The 14,802-nt window shown below is 61.5% G+C and carries 15 protein-coding genes; 13 read left to right on the top strand and 2 right to left on the bottom strand.

Going from position 1 to position 14,802, the window contains the following annotated elements:
- Positions 1-76: 76 nt before the first annotated feature.
- Positions 77-760: a DNA-3-methyladenine glycosylase gene (locus E4P01_RS06915; RefSeq protein ID WP_005791771.1), complete on the bottom strand. Its 684-nt coding sequence runs from the start codon at positions 758-760 to the stop codon at positions 77-79.
- Positions 761-934: 174 nt separating this feature from the next.
- Here E4P01_RS06915 and E4P01_RS06910 point away from each other — a divergent pair, with 174 nt between their 5' ends.
- The 13 genes from E4P01_RS06910 to E4P01_RS06850 all read left to right on the top strand — a co-directional run bounded on the left by E4P01_RS06910 (position 935) and on the right by E4P01_RS06850 (position 13,416).
- Positions 935-2,200 (top strand): glutamate-5-semialdehyde dehydrogenase, encoded by a 1,266-nt coding sequence (locus E4P01_RS06910; protein ID WP_005791769.1) that lies wholly within the window; start codon positions 935-937, stop codon positions 2,198-2,200.
- Positions 2,200-2,844, top strand: a complete 645-nt coding sequence (nadD, locus tag E4P01_RS06905; protein WP_032879289.1) for a nicotinate-nucleotide adenylyltransferase — start codon at positions 2,200-2,202, stop codon at positions 2,842-2,844. Before E4P01_RS06910 ends, nadD begins: the two co-directional genes overlap by 1 nt.
- Before the next feature lie 66 nt (positions 2,845-2,910).
- Positions 2,911-3,405, top strand: a complete 495-nt coding sequence (rsfS, locus tag E4P01_RS06900; protein ID WP_003176298.1) for a ribosome silencing factor — start codon at positions 2,911-2,913, stop codon at positions 3,403-3,405.
- Positions 3,406-3,414: 9 nt separating this feature from the next.
- Entirely contained in the window at positions 3,415-3,882 is a 468-nt protein-coding gene (gene rlmH, locus E4P01_RS06895; protein ID WP_003176297.1) for a 23S rRNA (pseudouridine(1915)-N(3))-methyltransferase RlmH, read from the top strand.
- 15 nt (positions 3,883-3,897) lie between these two features.
- Entirely contained in the window at positions 3,898-5,796 is a 1,899-nt protein-coding gene (mrdA, locus tag E4P01_RS06890; protein ID WP_078822420.1) for a penicillin-binding protein 2, read from the top strand.
- A gap of 31 nt (positions 5,797-5,827) precedes the next feature.
- Positions 5,828-6,931 (top strand): rod shape-determining protein RodA, encoded by a 1,104-nt coding sequence (gene rodA / locus E4P01_RS06885; protein WP_050549432.1) that lies wholly within the window; start codon positions 5,828-5,830, stop codon positions 6,929-6,931.
- A gap of 17 nt (positions 6,932-6,948) precedes the next feature.
- A complete protein-coding gene (gene mltB / locus E4P01_RS06880; RefSeq protein ID WP_005791758.1) occupies positions 6,949-7,959 on the top strand; it encodes a lytic murein transglycosylase B in 1,011 nt (336 codons plus the stop codon).
- Positions 7,959-8,963 carry a septal ring lytic transglycosylase RlpA family protein gene (locus E4P01_RS06875; RefSeq protein ID WP_103734857.1) on the top strand — a complete coding sequence of 335 codons (1,005 nt, stop codon included), beginning with the start codon at positions 7,959-7,961 and terminating at the stop codon, positions 8,961-8,963. Before mltB ends, E4P01_RS06875 begins: the two co-directional genes overlap by 1 nt.
- 180 nt (positions 8,964-9,143) lie before the next feature.
- Positions 9,144-10,301 (top strand): D-alanyl-D-alanine carboxypeptidase family protein, encoded by a 1,158-nt coding sequence (locus tag E4P01_RS06870; RefSeq protein WP_005791754.1) that lies wholly within the window; start codon positions 9,144-9,146, stop codon positions 10,299-10,301.
- Between the two features lie 85 nt (positions 10,302-10,386).
- Positions 10,387-10,668: a DUF493 domain-containing protein gene (locus tag E4P01_RS06865; RefSeq protein ID WP_005791752.1), complete on the top strand. Its 282-nt coding sequence runs from the start codon at positions 10,387-10,389 to the stop codon at positions 10,666-10,668.
- Positions 10,668-11,315, top strand: a complete 648-nt coding sequence (lipB, locus tag E4P01_RS06860; protein ID WP_032879294.1) for a lipoyl(octanoyl) transferase LipB — start codon at positions 10,668-10,670, stop codon at positions 11,313-11,315. The genes E4P01_RS06865 and lipB overlap by 1 nt, the downstream gene beginning before the upstream one ends.
- 25 nt (positions 11,316-11,340) lie before the next feature.
- A complete protein-coding gene (gene lipA / locus E4P01_RS06855) occupies positions 11,341-12,342 on the top strand; it encodes a lipoyl synthase (RefSeq protein ID WP_179119850.1) in 1,002 nt (333 codons plus the stop codon).
- Positions 12,343-12,495: 153 nt separating this feature from the next.
- The gene (locus tag E4P01_RS06850; RefSeq protein WP_103734856.1) at positions 12,496-13,416 is read left to right on the top strand and encodes an LD-carboxypeptidase; all 921 of its coding nucleotides are present in this window, start codon (positions 12,496-12,498) and stop codon (positions 13,414-13,416) included.
- Positions 13,417-13,486: 70 nt separating this feature from the next.
- Here the strand turns inward: E4P01_RS06850 and E4P01_RS06845 are convergent, their stop codons facing one another.
- Positions 13,487-14,752 carry a lytic murein transglycosylase gene (locus E4P01_RS06845; RefSeq protein WP_248129956.1) on the bottom strand — a complete coding sequence of 422 codons (1,266 nt, stop codon included), beginning with the start codon at positions 14,750-14,752 and terminating at the stop codon, positions 13,487-13,489.
- Positions 14,753-14,802: the final 50 nt, after the last annotated feature.

Raw genomic sequence — 14,802 nt, 5'->3', positions numbered from 1 at the left:
GGCATGGCCAGCATGGAAGTTGCCTGGCCCACCGCTATCGCAGGCAAGCCAGCTCCCACATGGGATGTGTCGCCCGTTAGATCAAAAAATAATCGCGGCCTTCGACCTGCCCGCGACGCAGCGGGTTCCGCGTGCAGTACGGCGCATAGCCGGCATCGACGAAGCGGTACATCAAGTGTTCATCGCGCCCGCTGGGAATGCCCAGCCGGGTGGTCTGGATAATCTGTGTGGGCACCTGGCCCACATCTTCGACATACAGCAGTTCCTGATCGAAGCGCTTGGCGTCCCACATCGGCACTTTCAGGCCCAGTGCCTTGCACAACAGGGTCTGCCCGGCGCACAGCTTCTGCGCCGGGCGCGGGCTGCCGTCGGGGTTGGGGTTGTTCAACAGCATTTGCGCCAGGCTCGCCGGCCCGCAGATTTCATCGACCCACGGGTAAGCCGACTTGATCAGCACGGCATTCCCCGGGCCGTGGGCGCTGAAGTTCAGGGAATCACCGCCCCTGGCGTAGTACATATAGATATGACCGCCATCCAGAAACAAAGCCTTACGCTTTTCTGTGTAACCCAGCGACGCATGGCTGCCTTTTTCGGCCACGTAATAGGCTTCGGTTTCAATAATTCGCGCCGAAAGCCAGAGATCACCAACACGGTGGCGAATGATTTTCCCCAACAGTTCTTGCGCGAGCAGTTGTGCATCGCGGTCGAAGAAGCCGTCGGGCAGGGCGCTTGCGGGGAGTGGGGCGGTAAGTCCGGGCATGGCGTTCAGGGTTATTACGGCTAAATGTGACGGAATAATAACAACTCTCACCTTAATTACCGCTGAACCCCGGGTTTTTACAGTTCATTTCGACCATCCGCCCCTCACCGCTGTCAGTCGAGCGGCGTCACAGCTATAATCTGCCGCTTTCCTCTTTGCCAAGACTCCCTGACCATGACTGAGTCCGTTCTTGACTACATGACCCGCCTGGGTCGCGCTGCCCGTCAGGCCTCGCGGTTGATCGCCCGTGCGAGCACTGCACAGAAGAACCGTGCGCTGCTGGCGGCTGCCGATGCTCTGGATGCTTCGCGCTCCGAGTTGACCGCTGCCAATGAACTGGACTTGGCCAACGGTCGCGCCAATGGCCTGGAACCTGCCTTGCTGGATCGCCTGGCACTGACCCCGGCACGTATCGACGACATGATCGAAGGCCTGCGTCAGGTGGCCAAGCTGCCTGACCCCATCGGTGAAATCCGCGACATGCGCTACCTGCCGTCCGGTATCCAGGTCGGAAAGATGCGCGTGCCGCTGGGTGTGATCGGCATCATCTACGAGTCGCGTCCGAACGTGACCATCGACGCCGCGAGCCTGTGCCTGAAGTCGGGCAACGCTACCATCCTGCGAGGCGGCTCCGAGGCGATCAATTCCAACCGTGCTATCGCCGCCTGCATCCAGCAAGGCCTGGCCGTGGCCGAGTTGCCAGCTGAAGTGGTGCAAGTGGTGGAAACCACCGACCGCGCCGCCGTTGGCGCGTTGATCACCATGCCGGAATTCGTCGACGTGATTGTGCCCCGTGGCGGCAAGAGCCTGATCGAGCGCGTCAGCCGGGATGCCAAGGTGCCAGTAATCAAGCATCTGGACGGCGTGTGCCACGTCTTCATCGACATCGCCGCCGACCTCGACAAGGCGATTCGCATTGCCGACAACGCCAAGACCCACCGCTACGCGCCGTGCAACACCATGGAAACCCTGCTGGTGCACGCCGGCATTGCCGAGCGCGTGCTGCCGCCGCTGGCTGCCATCTACCGTGACAAGGGCGTGGAGCTGCGTGGCTGCGAGCGTACCCGTGCACTGCTCGGCAGCGATGTGATCGAAGCGACTGAACAAGACTGGTACACCGAATACACCGCGCCGATCCTGTCGATTCGCATCGTCGACGACCTGGACCAGGCCATCGAGCACATCAATAAATACGGCTCCAAGCACACCGACGCCATTGTTTCCGAGCATTTCAGCGATGCCCGGCGTTTCCTCAATGAAGTGGACTCCGCTTCGGTGATGATCAACGCCTCGACACGTTTTGCCGACGGCTTCGAGTATGGCCTGGGGGCGGAGATCGGTATCTCCACCGACAAGCTCCATGCACGCGGCCCGGTTGGCCTTGAAGGGCTGACCAGCGAGAAGTACGTAGTGTTCGGCGACGGTCATGTGCGCACTTGATGGCTAAACGCATCGGGCTGCTCGGCGGTACTTTCGACCCCGTGCACATCGGCCATTTGCGCAGTGCCCTGGAAGTCGCCGATGCCCTGGCGCTGGACGAGGTGCGGCTGCTGCCCAATTTTCGGCCGCCGCATCGCGATACGCCGCAGGTGTCCGCGCAACAGCGTCTGGAAATGGTGCAGGTGGCCGTAGAGGGCATACAGCCGTTGATGGTGGACGACCGCGAGCTCAAGCGCGATAAACCGTCCTACACTGTCGACACCCTGGAGCTGATGCGTGCCGAGATGGCCGCAGATGACCAGTTGTTTCTGCTTTTGGGCTGGGACGCATTTTGCGGCCTGCCCTCTTGGCACCGCTGGGAGGAGCTCCTCCAGCATTGCCACATCCTGGTTTTGCAACGCCCGGATGCCGACAGCGAACCGCCGGATGCCTTGCGCAACCTGCTGGCCGCGCGGTCGGTAAGTGACCCCTTGGCCCTGACCGGGCCGAACGGGAATATTGCATTCGTCTGGCAGACCCCGCTTGCGGTGTCCGCCACCCAGATCCGTCAACTGCTGGCCAGCGGTAAGTCGGTACGTTTCCTGGTGCCTGACGCGGTCCTGGCCTACATCGATGCGCACGGGCTTTACCGTGCGTCGAACTGAAAAGGCGCGCTTGAACGCACGAGCCGTGCAGCAAGCGCCCGAACATACGAGCAAAACGAGTTTTATATGACGAACAAAGACGTAAGCAAAGTTAAGCGCAAAGGCACCTTCAAAAGCGCACCGCTGCCGGTTGAAGCCCACGTGGGCCCGGAATTGGCTGGCGAAGAGCTGGTGAAAGTGGCCGTGGCCGCCCTGGAAGACGTTAAGGCCCAGGACATCCAGGTGCTGGACGTACGCGACAAGCAAAGCATCACCGACTTCATGATCATCGCCACCGGTACCTCCAACCGCCAGATCGGCGCGATGCTCGACAAGGTTCGCGAAGCCGTCAAAGCCCAGGGCGTGAAGCCTCTGGGTGAGGAAGGCAAGGGCGACAGCGACTGGGTACTGCTGGACATGGACGATGTGATCGTTCACATGATGACCTCCAACGCCCGCCAGTTCTACGACCTGGAACGTCTGTGGAAAGGCGCCGAGCAGAGCCGTGCCGCCGATGGCAAGCACCACAGCCCGGAAGTGGGCCACGCGCACTTCGACAAGCTCAACAAAGACCAGGAATAAGGAACGGCTGTGCGCCTGCGTCTGATCGCTGTCGGTTCACGCATGCCCAAGTGGGTGGAAGAAGGCTGGCACGAGTATGCCAAGCGTCTGCCCGCTGAGCTGTCGCTTGAACTGGTGGAAATACCGCTCAATACCCGGGGCAAGAACGCCGATGTGGCGCGCTTTATTCGCCAGGAAGGCGAAGCCATGCTGGCCAAGGTCGGCCCCAACGAGCGTATCGTCACTCTCGAAGTGCACGGCAAGCCCTGGAGCACCGAGCAGTTGGCGGTGGAACTGGATCGCTGGCGCCTGGATTCGCGTACGGTCAACTTCATGGTCGGTGGCCCCGAGGGGCTTGCGCCGGAAGTCTGCGCGCGAGCCGATCAGCGCTGGTCGTTGTCGGCGCTGACATTGCCGCACCCGTTGGTAAGGATTCTGATCGGTGAACAGCTGTATCGCGCCTGGACAGTTCTGTCCGGGCACCCTTACCACAAATAGTCTGCGCTGCCCCCGATGACCCAGCCGATCCGCATCAAGGACCACGAGAAAGACGCACGTCTGGTACGCGCGCGGGTGGTGTTCGGTGCGATTTTGGTGGTGGTGTTGATGTGCGTGCTGATTGCGCGTCTGTATTTCCTGCAGGTGATCCAGTACGACTATCACTCCACGCTGTCGGAAAACAACCGGGTGCATGTGCAGCCGATTCCGCCGACCCGTGGGCTGATCTTCGACCGCAATGGCGTGGTGGTCGCGGATAACCGCCCCAGCTTCAGCCTGAGCATGACCCGTGAGCGTTCCGGCGACTGGCAGCAGGTGCTCGATGTGATTGTCGAGGTGCTGCAACTGACGCCGGAAGACCGGGTGATCTTCGAGAAACGCATGAAGCAGGGGCGCCGGCCGTTCGAGCCGGTGCCGATCCTGTTCGAGCTGACCGAAGAGCAGATCGCCCGAATCGCCGTGAACCAGTTCCGTCTGCCGGGTGTGGAAGTGGTGGCGCAGTTGGTGCGCCACTATCCGCAGGGGGCGCACTTTGCCCACTCGGTCGGCTATATGGGGCGGATCAACGAGAAAGAGCTTAAAACCCTCGACCCGGTCAATTACAGCGGCACCCATCATATCGGCAAGACCGGCATCGAGCGTTTCTACGAGCCCGAGCTGCACGGCCAGGTGGGTTACGAAGAAGTCGAGACCAACGCCCGCGGCCGCGTCTTGCGCGTGCTCAAGCGCACCGACCCGATACCGGGCAAGGACATTGTGCTGAGCCTGGACATCAAGTTGCAGGAAGCGGCCGAGATGGCCCTGGGTGGCCGGCGTGGCGCCGTGGTGGCGCTGGACCCGAAAACCGGCGAAGTGCTGGCGATGGTCAGTCAGCCGAGTTTCGACCCTAACCTGTTCGTCACCGGCATCAGCTTCAAGGCCTACGCCGAGCTGCGCGACTCCATCGATCGACCGCTGTTCAACCGCGTATTGCGCGGCCTGTATCCACCGGGTTCGACCATCAAGCCGGCGGTGGCGATCGCCGGCCTGGATTCCGGCGTGGTCACGGCCTCCAGCCGGGTCTATGACCCCGGCTACTACATGCTGCCCAACTATGATCACAAATACCGCAACTGGAACCGCTCCGGTGACGGCTATGTCGACCTGGACACCGCGATCATGCGCTCCAACGACACCTATTTTTACGACCTGGCCCACAAGCTGGGGATCGATCGCCTGTCTGCCTACATGGGCAAGTTCGGCCTCGGTCAGAAAGTCTCTCTGGACATGTTCGAAGAGTCTCCCGGCCTGATGCCGTCGCGGGAATGGAAGCGTGCGACGCGCCGTCAGGCATGGTTCCCGGGTGAAACCCTGATCCTGGGGATCGGCCAGGGCTATATGCAGGCCACGCCGCTGCAACTGGCCCAGGCCACGGCGCTGGTGGCCAATAAAGGCATCTGGAATCGGCCGCACCTGGCCAAGACCATCGAAGGCGAAAAGCCGGTAGACGACAACCCGATTCCCGATATTGTGCTGCGCGACCCGTCGGACTGGGCCAAGGTCAACCACGGCATGCAGCAAGTCATGCACGGCGCACGGGGTACCGCACGCAAGGCGGCAGCCGGCGCGCAATACCGCATCGCCGGCAAGAGTGGTACGGCCCAGGTGGTCGCGATCAAGCAGGGCGAAAAATATGACCGTTCCAAGGTTCAGGAGCGTCACCGCGACCACGCCTTGTTTGTCGGCTTCGCCCCGGCTGACGACCCGAAAATCGTGGTCTCGGTGATGGTCGAGAACGGTGAGTCCGGCTCTGGCGTCGCGGCGCCCGTGGTGCGGCAGATCATGGATGCCTGGCTGTTGGCCGAGGATGGCAAGCTCAAGCCCGAGTATGGCGGCCCCCCATCAAGCCCCGAGGTTACGGCCCGTGAAGAGTAATTTTGACCGCATCCTCTCCAGCGAGGATGTGATGCGTCGCCGTGCGACGTTGCTGCAACGCATGCACATTGATGGGCCGCTGCTGATCCTGCTGCTGACCTTGGCGGCCGGCAGCCTGTTCGTGCTGTATTCGGCCAGCGGCAAGAACTGGGACCTGCTGATCAAACAGGCGTCCTCGTTTGGCCTGGGCCTGTTGTCGATGGTGGTGATCGCCCAGCTTGAACCACGCTTCATGGCGCGTTGGGTGCCGCTGGGGTATGTCGCCGGCGTGTTGCTGCTGGTGGTGGTGGATGTCATGGGCCATAACGCCATGGGAGCCACGCGCTGGATCAACATTCCCGGGGTGATTCGCTTCCAACCGTCGGAATTCATGAAGATCCTGATGCCGGCCACCATCGCCTGGTACTTGTCCAAGCGCACCTTGCCGCCACAGCTCAAGCACGTGGTGATCAGCCTGCTTCTAATCGGCGTGCCGTTTATTCTGATCGTGCGCCAGCCTGACCTTGGCACCTCATTGCTGATTCTGGCCGGTGGCGCGTTCGTGCTGTTTATGGGCGGCTTGCGCTGGCGCTGGATCCTCAGCGTGCTGGCCGCTGCCGTCCCCGTGGCCGTGGCCATGTGGTTCTTCTTCATGCACGACTATCAGAAGCAACGGATCCTGACGTTCCTCGACCCGGAGAGCGACCCGTTGGGCACCGGCTGGAACATCATCCAGTCCAAGGCGGCCATCGGTTCCGGCGGCGTATTCGGCAAAGGCTGGTTGCTGGGCACCCAGTCCCATCTGGACTTCTTGCCCGAAAGTCATACCGACTTCATCATCGCGGTGATGGGCGAAGAGTTCGGCCTGGTGGGCATTTGCGCCTTATTGTTGATCTATCTGCTGTTGATTGGTCGCGGCCTGGTGATTACCGCCCAGGCGCAGACGCTGTTCGGTAAATTGCTTGCCGGCAGCCTGACCATGACTTTTTTTGTTTACGTTTTCGTCAACATCGGTATGGTCAGTGGCCTGCTGCCGGTGGTTGGGGTGCCGTTGCCATTCATTAGCTACGGCGGAACTTCGCTGGTGACATTGCTGTCAGCGTTTGGGGTTTTGATGTCGATTCATACGCATCGCAAGTGGATCGCACAGGTTTGAATAAGGTGAAGATGTCAATGCAAGTAATGCGCGGCTGGGCGACTCGGCATGCGACCTGGATGGGCCTGATTGGGCTGCTGGGGGCAACGCAAGAGGCGCAGGCCGGTGACTACGATGGTTCACCCCAGGTCGCCGAATTTGTCGGTGAGATGACCCGCGACTACGGTTTTGCTGGCGAGCAACTGATGGGCGTGTTCCGCGAAGCCCAGAAAAAGCAGGCGATCCTCGACGCCATTTCCCGCCCCGCCGAACGCGTGAAGCAGTGGAAGGAATATCGCCCGATGTTCCTTACTGACGCACGTATTGCCCGCGGCGTGGACTTCTGGCGCCAGCATGAAGCCGTCCTGGCCCGCGCCGAGCAGGAATACGGCGTGCCGGCCCAGGTCATCGTCTCGATCATCGGCATTGAAACGTTCTACGGCCGCAATACCGGCAGCTACCGGGTGATCGACGCCTTGTCGACCCTGGGCTTCGATTACCCGCCGCGTGCCGAATTCTTCCGCAAGGAGCTGCGCGAATTCCTGCTGCTGGCCCGCGAAGAACAGGTCGACCCGATGACACTCAAGGGCTCGTACGCCGGCGCGATGGGCTTGCCGCAGTTCATGCCGAGCAGCTTTCGCGCCTATGCGGTGGACTTTGACGGCGACGGCCATATCAATATCTGGAGCAACCCCGACGACGCCATCGGCAGCGTGGCCAGCTACTTCAAGCGTCACGGCTGGGTTGGAGGCGAACCGGTGGTTATCCGCGCCGATGTCACAGGTGAGCGCGCCGATGAAGGCTTGACCCAGGGTATCGAGCCGGTCAAGACCGTCGGGGAGTTGCGAGCGCTGGGCTGGTCGAGTCAGAATGCGCCACGCGACGACATGCCGGTGACGGCATTCCGCCTGGAAGGTGCAAACGGCCCGGAATACTGGATGGGCCTGAAGAATTTCTACGCAATCACGCGTTATAACCGCAGTGTGATGTACGCCATGGCCGTGCATCAGCTGTCAGATGAGCTGGTTCAAGCACGGGGCAACAAGTAATGCGGGTATCGCCGTTCAAAAAACCGCTCAAGCTGGTGGCGTTCGCCGCGTTGTCCTTGCTGGTTGCCAGTTGCTCCACCACCCCTAACCGTGCGCCTGCCAAGAAGGCCGGCGGCACGGTGGTGCGCGCCCAGCCGGGCCTGGACATCAACCGTGCGCACAAAGATGGCGCGCCGTGGTGGGATGTGGATGTCTCGAAAATCCCGGATGCCACGCCGACCCTGCACACCGGCCCCTACAAGGCCAACCCCTACACCGTGCTGGGCAAGAATTACTTCCCGCTGCAGGAATCCAAGACCTACGTGCAGTCCGGCACCGCGTCCTGGTACGGCACCAAGTTTCATGGCCAGAACACCGCCAACGGCGAAGTGTATGACCTGTACGGCATGAGCGCGGCCCACAAGACCCTGCCGCTTCCCAGCTATGTTCGCGTTACCAACCTGGACAACAACCGTACGGTAATCCTGCGGGTCAACGACCGCGGGCCGTTCTATTCGGACCGGATCATCGACTTGTCCTACGCCGCGGCCAAGAAGCTTGGCTACGCCGAAACCGGCACTGCACGGGTGAAAGTCGAGGGCATCGACCCGGCGCAGTATTGGGCCCAGCGTGGCAAGCCGGCGCCGTTGATGCTTAACGAACCGGCAACCCCCCAACCGCAAGTGACGGCCTCGACCGGCAAGATCGAGCAGTGGACGCCGCCGCCGGCGCAACATGCTCCGGATACCGTCGTCGTCCCTCACGCAGCACCGGGCGCCTCGATGGCGGGCGGGCAATACCTTCAGGTCGGCGCTTTCGCCAACCCGGATGCGGCAGAACTGTTAAGGTCCAAGCTCAGCGGTATGGTCAGCGCGCCGGTCTTCATCAGTTCCATCGTGCGTAACCAGCAAACGTTGCACCGTGTACGCATGGGCCCGATCGGTTCGCCAAGTGAAGTGGCGCAAGTGCAGAACAGCGTCCGCCTGGCCAACCTGGGGCAACCCAGCGTGGTCACCGCAGAATAAGTAACGGATTGATGGCTCAGGTGCGCCTGCGCGCTTGAGTCCAGGTTGTTGGCTCGTTGAACAATAAAAACCCAGGGGCAAGGGGTGAGCGGGCAACCGAACACGTGACAGTCTGGAAGCGGGCTGTCTGAATAGTTTTGCCCGCGAGGGCAAGTTTCCATAAGCAATTTCGAGAGACGGATGAACATCACCACCTTAGCCAAACGCACGTGCCTGCTTATCTCGCTGATCATCACCCCGGCCGCCTGGGCGGTTGAAATGGTGCCGGCCTCCCCGCAACTGGCCGCCAAGTCGTGGGTCCTCATGGACGCCGCCAGTGGCAACGTGCTGGTCGAAAACGGCGGTGATGTACGCCTGCCGCCAGCCAGCCTGACCAAGCTGATGACTGCCTATATCGCGACCCTGGAAATCCGTCGCGGCCAGATCGGCGAGAACGATCCGGTCACCGTCAGCGAAAACGCCTGGCGTACCGGTGGTTCGCGGATGTTCATCAAGGTCGGCTCGCAAGTCACCGTCAGTGACCTGTTGCACGGCATCATCATCCAGTCCGGCAACGACGCCAGCGTCGCCCTGGCCGAGCACATCGCCGGCAGCGAAGATGCGTTCGCCGACGTGATGAACAAGACTGCCGCCGACCTGGGCATGACCAACAGCCACTTCATGAACCCGACCGGCCTGCCGAACCCAGAGCACTATTCGTCGGCTCACGACATGGCGATCCTGGCGCGCGCGATCATCCGCGTTGACCCGGTGCACTACGCGATCTACTCCCAGAAGGAGTTCTTCTGGAACAACATCAAGCAGCCTAACCGCAACCTGCTGCTGTGGCGCGACAAGACCGTCGACGGCCTGAAAACCGGCCACACCGACGAAGCCGGCTACTGCATGGTGTCGTCCGCTGTGCGTGATGGCCAGCGCCTGATCGCCGTGGTATTCGGCACCAACAGCGAACAGGCCCGTGCGGCCGAGACGCAAAAACTGCTGACCTACGGCTTCCGCTTCTTCGAAACCCAGACCTTCTACCAGAAGGGTGCCGAGCTTGCGACCGCGCCGGTATGGAAAGGCGCTACCTCGCAAGTCAAGGCCGGCCTGGCCGACGACCTGACCCTGACCATGCCTAAAGGCCAGCTGAAAAAGCTCGCTGCCAGCATGACCCTGAACCCGCAATTGGTTGCCCCAATCGCCAAGGGCGACGTGATCGGTAAAGTCGAAGTCAAGCTGGACGACAAGGTGGTGCATAGCGCCGACCTGATCGCGCTGGACGCTGTCGAGGAAGGTGGTATCTTCCGCCGCGTATGGGATAGCATCCGTCTATTCTTCTACGGCTTGTTCAACTGATTGTGTGCACCTGCAAAGCCCCGCGTTGATCCAGCGCGGGGCTTTGCCCGTCGCCACGGCTTAGCGCTTACGAGGCTGTTCTGCCATGACCGATAAAGACGTAGAAGTAAAGGCGCCAAAGATCGAATTCCCTGTGACGGATTATCCCGTCAAGGTGATCAGCGATACCGGTGTCGGCCGCAAGGACAAGATTCTCGAAATCGTCAGGAAACACGCGACGATCAACGACAACCGCGTGGACGAGCGTCAAAGCTCCACCGGCAAGTACACCACGATTCAGTTGCACATCGTTGCGACCGATCAGGACCAGCTCTACAACATCAACAGCGAACTGCGGGCCACCGGCTTCGTGCACATGGTGCTGTGATGTCGCACGTTCTGGGCTTTCGCGAGCTCGGCCAGATGGCCTACGAGCCGGTCTGGCATGCCATGCAGCGCTTTACCAACGAGCGCGGCACCTCTGCCCCGGATGAAATCTGGCTGGTGGAACACCCGCCGGTATTCACCCAGGGGCAGGCCGGCAAGGCCGAGCATCTGTTACTTCCGGGTGATATTCCGGTGGTGCAGGTCGACCGGGGTGGCCAAGTGACTTACCATGGCCCAGGGCAATTGGTGGCTTACCTGCTGCTGGATGTGCGCAAGCTGGGTTTTGGCGTGCGCGACCTGGTCAGCCGCATGGAGGCTTGCCTGATCGAGCTGCTGGCCAGTTATGGCGTGACCGCCGCGGCCAAGCCCGATGCACCCGGTGTGTATGTAGACGGCGCGAAAATCGCCTCCCTGGGGCTGCGTATTCGCCACGGTTGTTCCTTTCATGGCCTGGCCTTGAACGTGGACATGGACCTGGCGCCGTTCCGGCGGATCAACCCGTGCGGTTATGCCGGGCTGGCGATGACCCAACTGAGCGATCATGCCACACCGATTAAATTTGCCGAGGTTAGTGCCCGGCTGCGCGCGCAGCTCGTCAAACACCTCGACTATGCAGAGCAGACGACCCTGACGGGCGGAATCGATTGATATGACTACTGATGTTGTGCAAACCATGATCCCGACGCTGGACATCACTGAGCGTCCAGCCCCGGCCCCGCGTGCCAAGGTGGAAGCCGGCGTCAAGCTGCGCGGCGCCGAGAAGGTTGCACGCATCCCGGTCAAGATCATCCCGACTACCGAACTGCCGAAGAAACCCGACTGGATTCGCGTGCGCATCCCGGTTTCGCCGGAAGTCGACCGTATCAAGTCCCTGCTGCGCAAACACAAACTGCACAGCGTATGCGAAGAAGCGTCCTGCCCGAACCTGGGTGAATGCTTCTCTGGCGGCACCGCCACGTTCATGATCATGGGCGACATCTGCACCCGTCGTTGCCCATTCTGCGACGTAGGCCACGGCCGTCCGAAACCTCTGGACGTCAACGAGCCGCAAAGCCTGGCCATCGCCATCGCCGACCTGAAACTCAAGTACGTGGTGATCACGTCGGTCGACCGTGACGACCTGCGCGACGGCGGTGCCCAACACTTCGCCGACTGCATCCGTGAGATCCGCAAGCTGTCACCCAACGTGATGCTCGAAACCCTGGTGCCGGACTACCGTGGCCGTATGGACGTGGCTCTGGAAATCACCGCCGCCGAGCCGCCAGATGTGTTCAACCACAACCTGGAAACCGTGCCGCGCCTGTACAAGGCTGCGCGTCCGGGTTCGGACTACCAGTGGTCGCTGACCCTGCTGCAGAAATTCAAGCAGATGATGCCGCACATCCCGACCAAATCCGGCTTGATGCTGGGCCTGGGCGAGACCGACGAAGAAGTCATCGACGTCATGAAGCGCATGCGCGAACACGACATCGACATGCTGACCCTGGGCCAGTACCTGCAACCATCGCGCAGCCACTTGCCGGTGCAGCGTTTCGTGCACCCGGACACCTTCGCCTGGTTCGCCGAGGAAGGTTACAAGATGGGCTTCAAGAACGTGGCGTCGGGCCCGTTGGTGCGTTCTTCGTACCACGCCGACGAGCAGGCCAAGCTGGTCAAGGCAAGCCTGGTTTCGTAAGCCGCCCCCAGAATCAATGTGAAATGCTGGCTTGTGTGGGAGCTGGCTTGCCTGCGATAGCATCACCTCGGTGTCACTGATACACCGAGGCGCTTGCATCGCAGGCAAGCCAGCTCCCACATTTCGTTCTGCGTCATATAGGGAGAACCATAGATGACCGCCGCCGTACCTGCACTGCGCCCCGAAGGCACCATCGGCCTGATCGCCCCCGCTGGCCCTGCCGCGCTGGACGTTGAAAAAGCCGGGCAATGGATGCGTGCCCGCGGTTACGACCTGCGCATTTACCCCGGTGTATACGAGCGCGACGGCTACCTGGCCGGCAGCGATGAAGTGCGCCTGCGCGACCTGCACGCCGCCTTCGCCAATCCCGACGTCGATGCCATCTTCTGCCTGCGCGGCGGCTACGGCACGCCACGCTTGCTCGACGCGCTGGACTACGACCTGCTTCGTGCCAACCCCAAACCATTCGTGGGTTACAGCGATATCACCGCCTTGCACCTGGCGATCAACCGTTACGCCGGCTTTGTCACATTCCACGGGCCGATGCTCAATGCCGACCTGCTGGGCGATAAGCAACAGCCAACCGAATCCTCCCTGTTCAGCCTGCTGCGTGGCCAACTGGGCGCCGGCAGTGTGCTTGCGCACCCGGTGGCCTACCCGTTGACCACGATCGAGCCAGGCATTGCCTGTGGGCGCTTGCTGGGCGGTAATCTGTCGATGATTGCTGCAACAATGGGCACGCCGTATGAGATAGACGCCGAAGGCATCATCCTGTTTATCGAGGACGTCAACGAGCCGCTTTATCGTATCGACCGCCTGCTGACTCACCTGCGCCTGGCCGGCAAGCTGGCCCAGGTCGCCGGTGTGCTGGTAGGGGATGTGGCGGGTGTGGATAACGGTGCGCTGGAGCGGTTGCTGAAGCAGACTTTCGAACCCCTGTGCGTTCCGGTGCTGGCCGGCTGGCGCAGTGGGCATTGCGACCCCAACCTGACGTTGCCGATGGGTGCTTTGGTGCGCTTGGATGCGGGGGAGCGGCGGGTGGTGTTGGAGCAGGATGTAGTGTTCAACCCCTGAGTTTTTTACAGTCTGCTAAACCGCCATCGGGGGGGCTTGCCCCCGATGGCGGTAGTTGCCCTAAGCAGATCTATCGGTCCTGCAGTGATTCCAGCAACTTCACCGTCGGATACCCATCCGCCGGCCAGCCCAACGCCTGCTGCGCCGCGCGAATCGCCTTGCGCGTATTGGCGCCGATAATCCCATCCGGGTTACCGGCGTCATAGCCTTTGGCGCTGAGTGCCGTTTGCAGGTCGATACGCTGGGAGCGGCTCAGCGGCAGCTCATCTTTGGGCCAACTGCCACGAATCACACCGCCGCCGCCAAATCGCTCCGACAATAGGCCAACCGCCAGCGCATAGGACGACGAATTGTTGTACTTGAGGATTGCGCGGAAGTTATCCAATACCAGGAATGCCGGGCCACGGTAGCCAGCCGGTAACAGCAGGGCGGCGGACAACTGGTCGACATTGGCCGGCAGGCTCACGCCAGGGGGGAGTTGGATGCCCAGTTGCAGCCATTGCGCCACGGTCTTGCGCACGCCGCCATCGGCCAGGCTGTAGTCGAAGCCCGACGGCAGCGGCTGCACTTCAACGCCCCATGGCTGGCCTTTCTGCCACCCGGAGCTTTGCAGGTAATGCGCCGTGGAGGCGAGGGCGTCGGACGGGCTGTTCCAGATATCGCGACGACCATCACCGTCAAAGTCCACCGCATGGGTGTTATAGGTGGTCGGGATAAACTGCGTCTGGCCCATCGCACCGGCCCAGGAACCTTTCATCTGGTCGGCTTGAATATCACCATGCTGGATGATCTGCAGCGCTGCCAGCAGCTGCGCCTGGGCAAAGGCCGGGCGACGGCCTTCATAGGCCAGGGTGGCCAGGGAGCGGATCACCGAATTATTGCCCTGGAACGCGCCGAAGTTGCTCTCCATGCCCCACACCGAGACCAGTGCCTGGCGGTCGACGCCATAGCGCTGTTCGATGCTTTGCAGAATATCAGCGTATTTGACCAGCAGCGCCTGACCATTGCGCACGCGCACCGGTGACAGGGCGCCGTCGAGGTATTCCCACACCGGGCGGGAAAATTCCGGTTGGCTGCGGTCGGCGCGAATCACCGCCATATCAGGGGTGACGCCGGCAAAAGCGTTATCGAACACAGCCGCAGTGATCCCGGCTTGCAGCGCTTGCGCACGGAAGCCAGCCTGCCATTCGGCAAAGGTCTGGGTCGGTTGGATATCAAGATTATCCACTGCCAAGGGGGCAACCACAGCCGGTGCGATAGCCGGTGCCGTCTGGAGCTTGGGCAGGGGCTGAGCGTCCGCGGCGGTAGGTTTTTCCGCGCAGGCGACAAGCAGAATGAATCGCCCCGGGTTTCGTAGACACCTCTTTGCCTTAAACTGAGGCCAAT

Source organism: Pseudomonas sp. NCIMB 10586, from assembly GCF_023127895.1.
Taxonomy (GTDB): domain Bacteria; phylum Pseudomonadota; class Gammaproteobacteria; order Pseudomonadales; family Pseudomonadaceae; genus Aquipseudomonas; species Aquipseudomonas synxantha_A.
Note: the sequence above shows the minus strand (reverse complement) of the source record. Positions and strands in the feature narration are given on the sequence as shown.

Bases quoted from the DNA above. Each gene is read 5' to 3' on its own strand.
- E4P01_RS06915 (WP_005791771.1), bottom strand. From the start codon at position 760: ATGCCCGGACTTACCGCCCCACTCCCCGCAAGCGCCCTGCCCGACGGC.
- E4P01_RS06910 (WP_005791769.1), top strand. From the start codon at position 935: ATGACTGAGTCCGTTCTTGACTACATGACCCGCCTGGGTCGCGCTGCC.
- nadD (WP_032879289.1), top strand. From the start codon at position 2,200: ATGGCTAAACGCATCGGGCTGCTCGGCGGTACTTTCGACCCCGTGCAC.
- rsfS (WP_003176298.1), top strand. From the start codon at position 2,911: ATGACGAACAAAGACGTAAGCAAAGTTAAGCGCAAAGGCACCTTCAAA.
- mrdA (WP_078822420.1), top strand. From the start codon at position 3,898: ATGACCCAGCCGATCCGCATCAAGGACCACGAGAAAGACGCACGTCTG.
- rodA (WP_050549432.1), top strand. From the start codon at position 5,828: ATGCGTCGCCGTGCGACGTTGCTGCAACGCATGCACATTGATGGGCCG.
- mltB (WP_005791758.1), top strand. From the start codon at position 6,949: ATGCAAGTAATGCGCGGCTGGGCGACTCGGCATGCGACCTGGATGGGC.
- E4P01_RS06875 (WP_103734857.1), top strand. From the start codon at position 7,959: ATGCGGGTATCGCCGTTCAAAAAACCGCTCAAGCTGGTGGCGTTCGCC.
- E4P01_RS06870 (WP_005791754.1), top strand. From the start codon at position 9,144: ATGAACATCACCACCTTAGCCAAACGCACGTGCCTGCTTATCTCGCTG.
- E4P01_RS06865 (WP_005791752.1), top strand. From the start codon at position 10,387: ATGACCGATAAAGACGTAGAAGTAAAGGCGCCAAAGATCGAATTCCCT.
- lipB (WP_032879294.1), top strand. From the start codon at position 10,668: ATGTCGCACGTTCTGGGCTTTCGCGAGCTCGGCCAGATGGCCTACGAG.
- lipA (WP_179119850.1), top strand. From the start codon at position 11,341: ATGATCCCGACGCTGGACATCACTGAGCGTCCAGCCCCGGCCCCGCGT.
- E4P01_RS06850 (WP_103734856.1), top strand. From the start codon at position 12,496: ATGACCGCCGCCGTACCTGCACTGCGCCCCGAAGGCACCATCGGCCTG.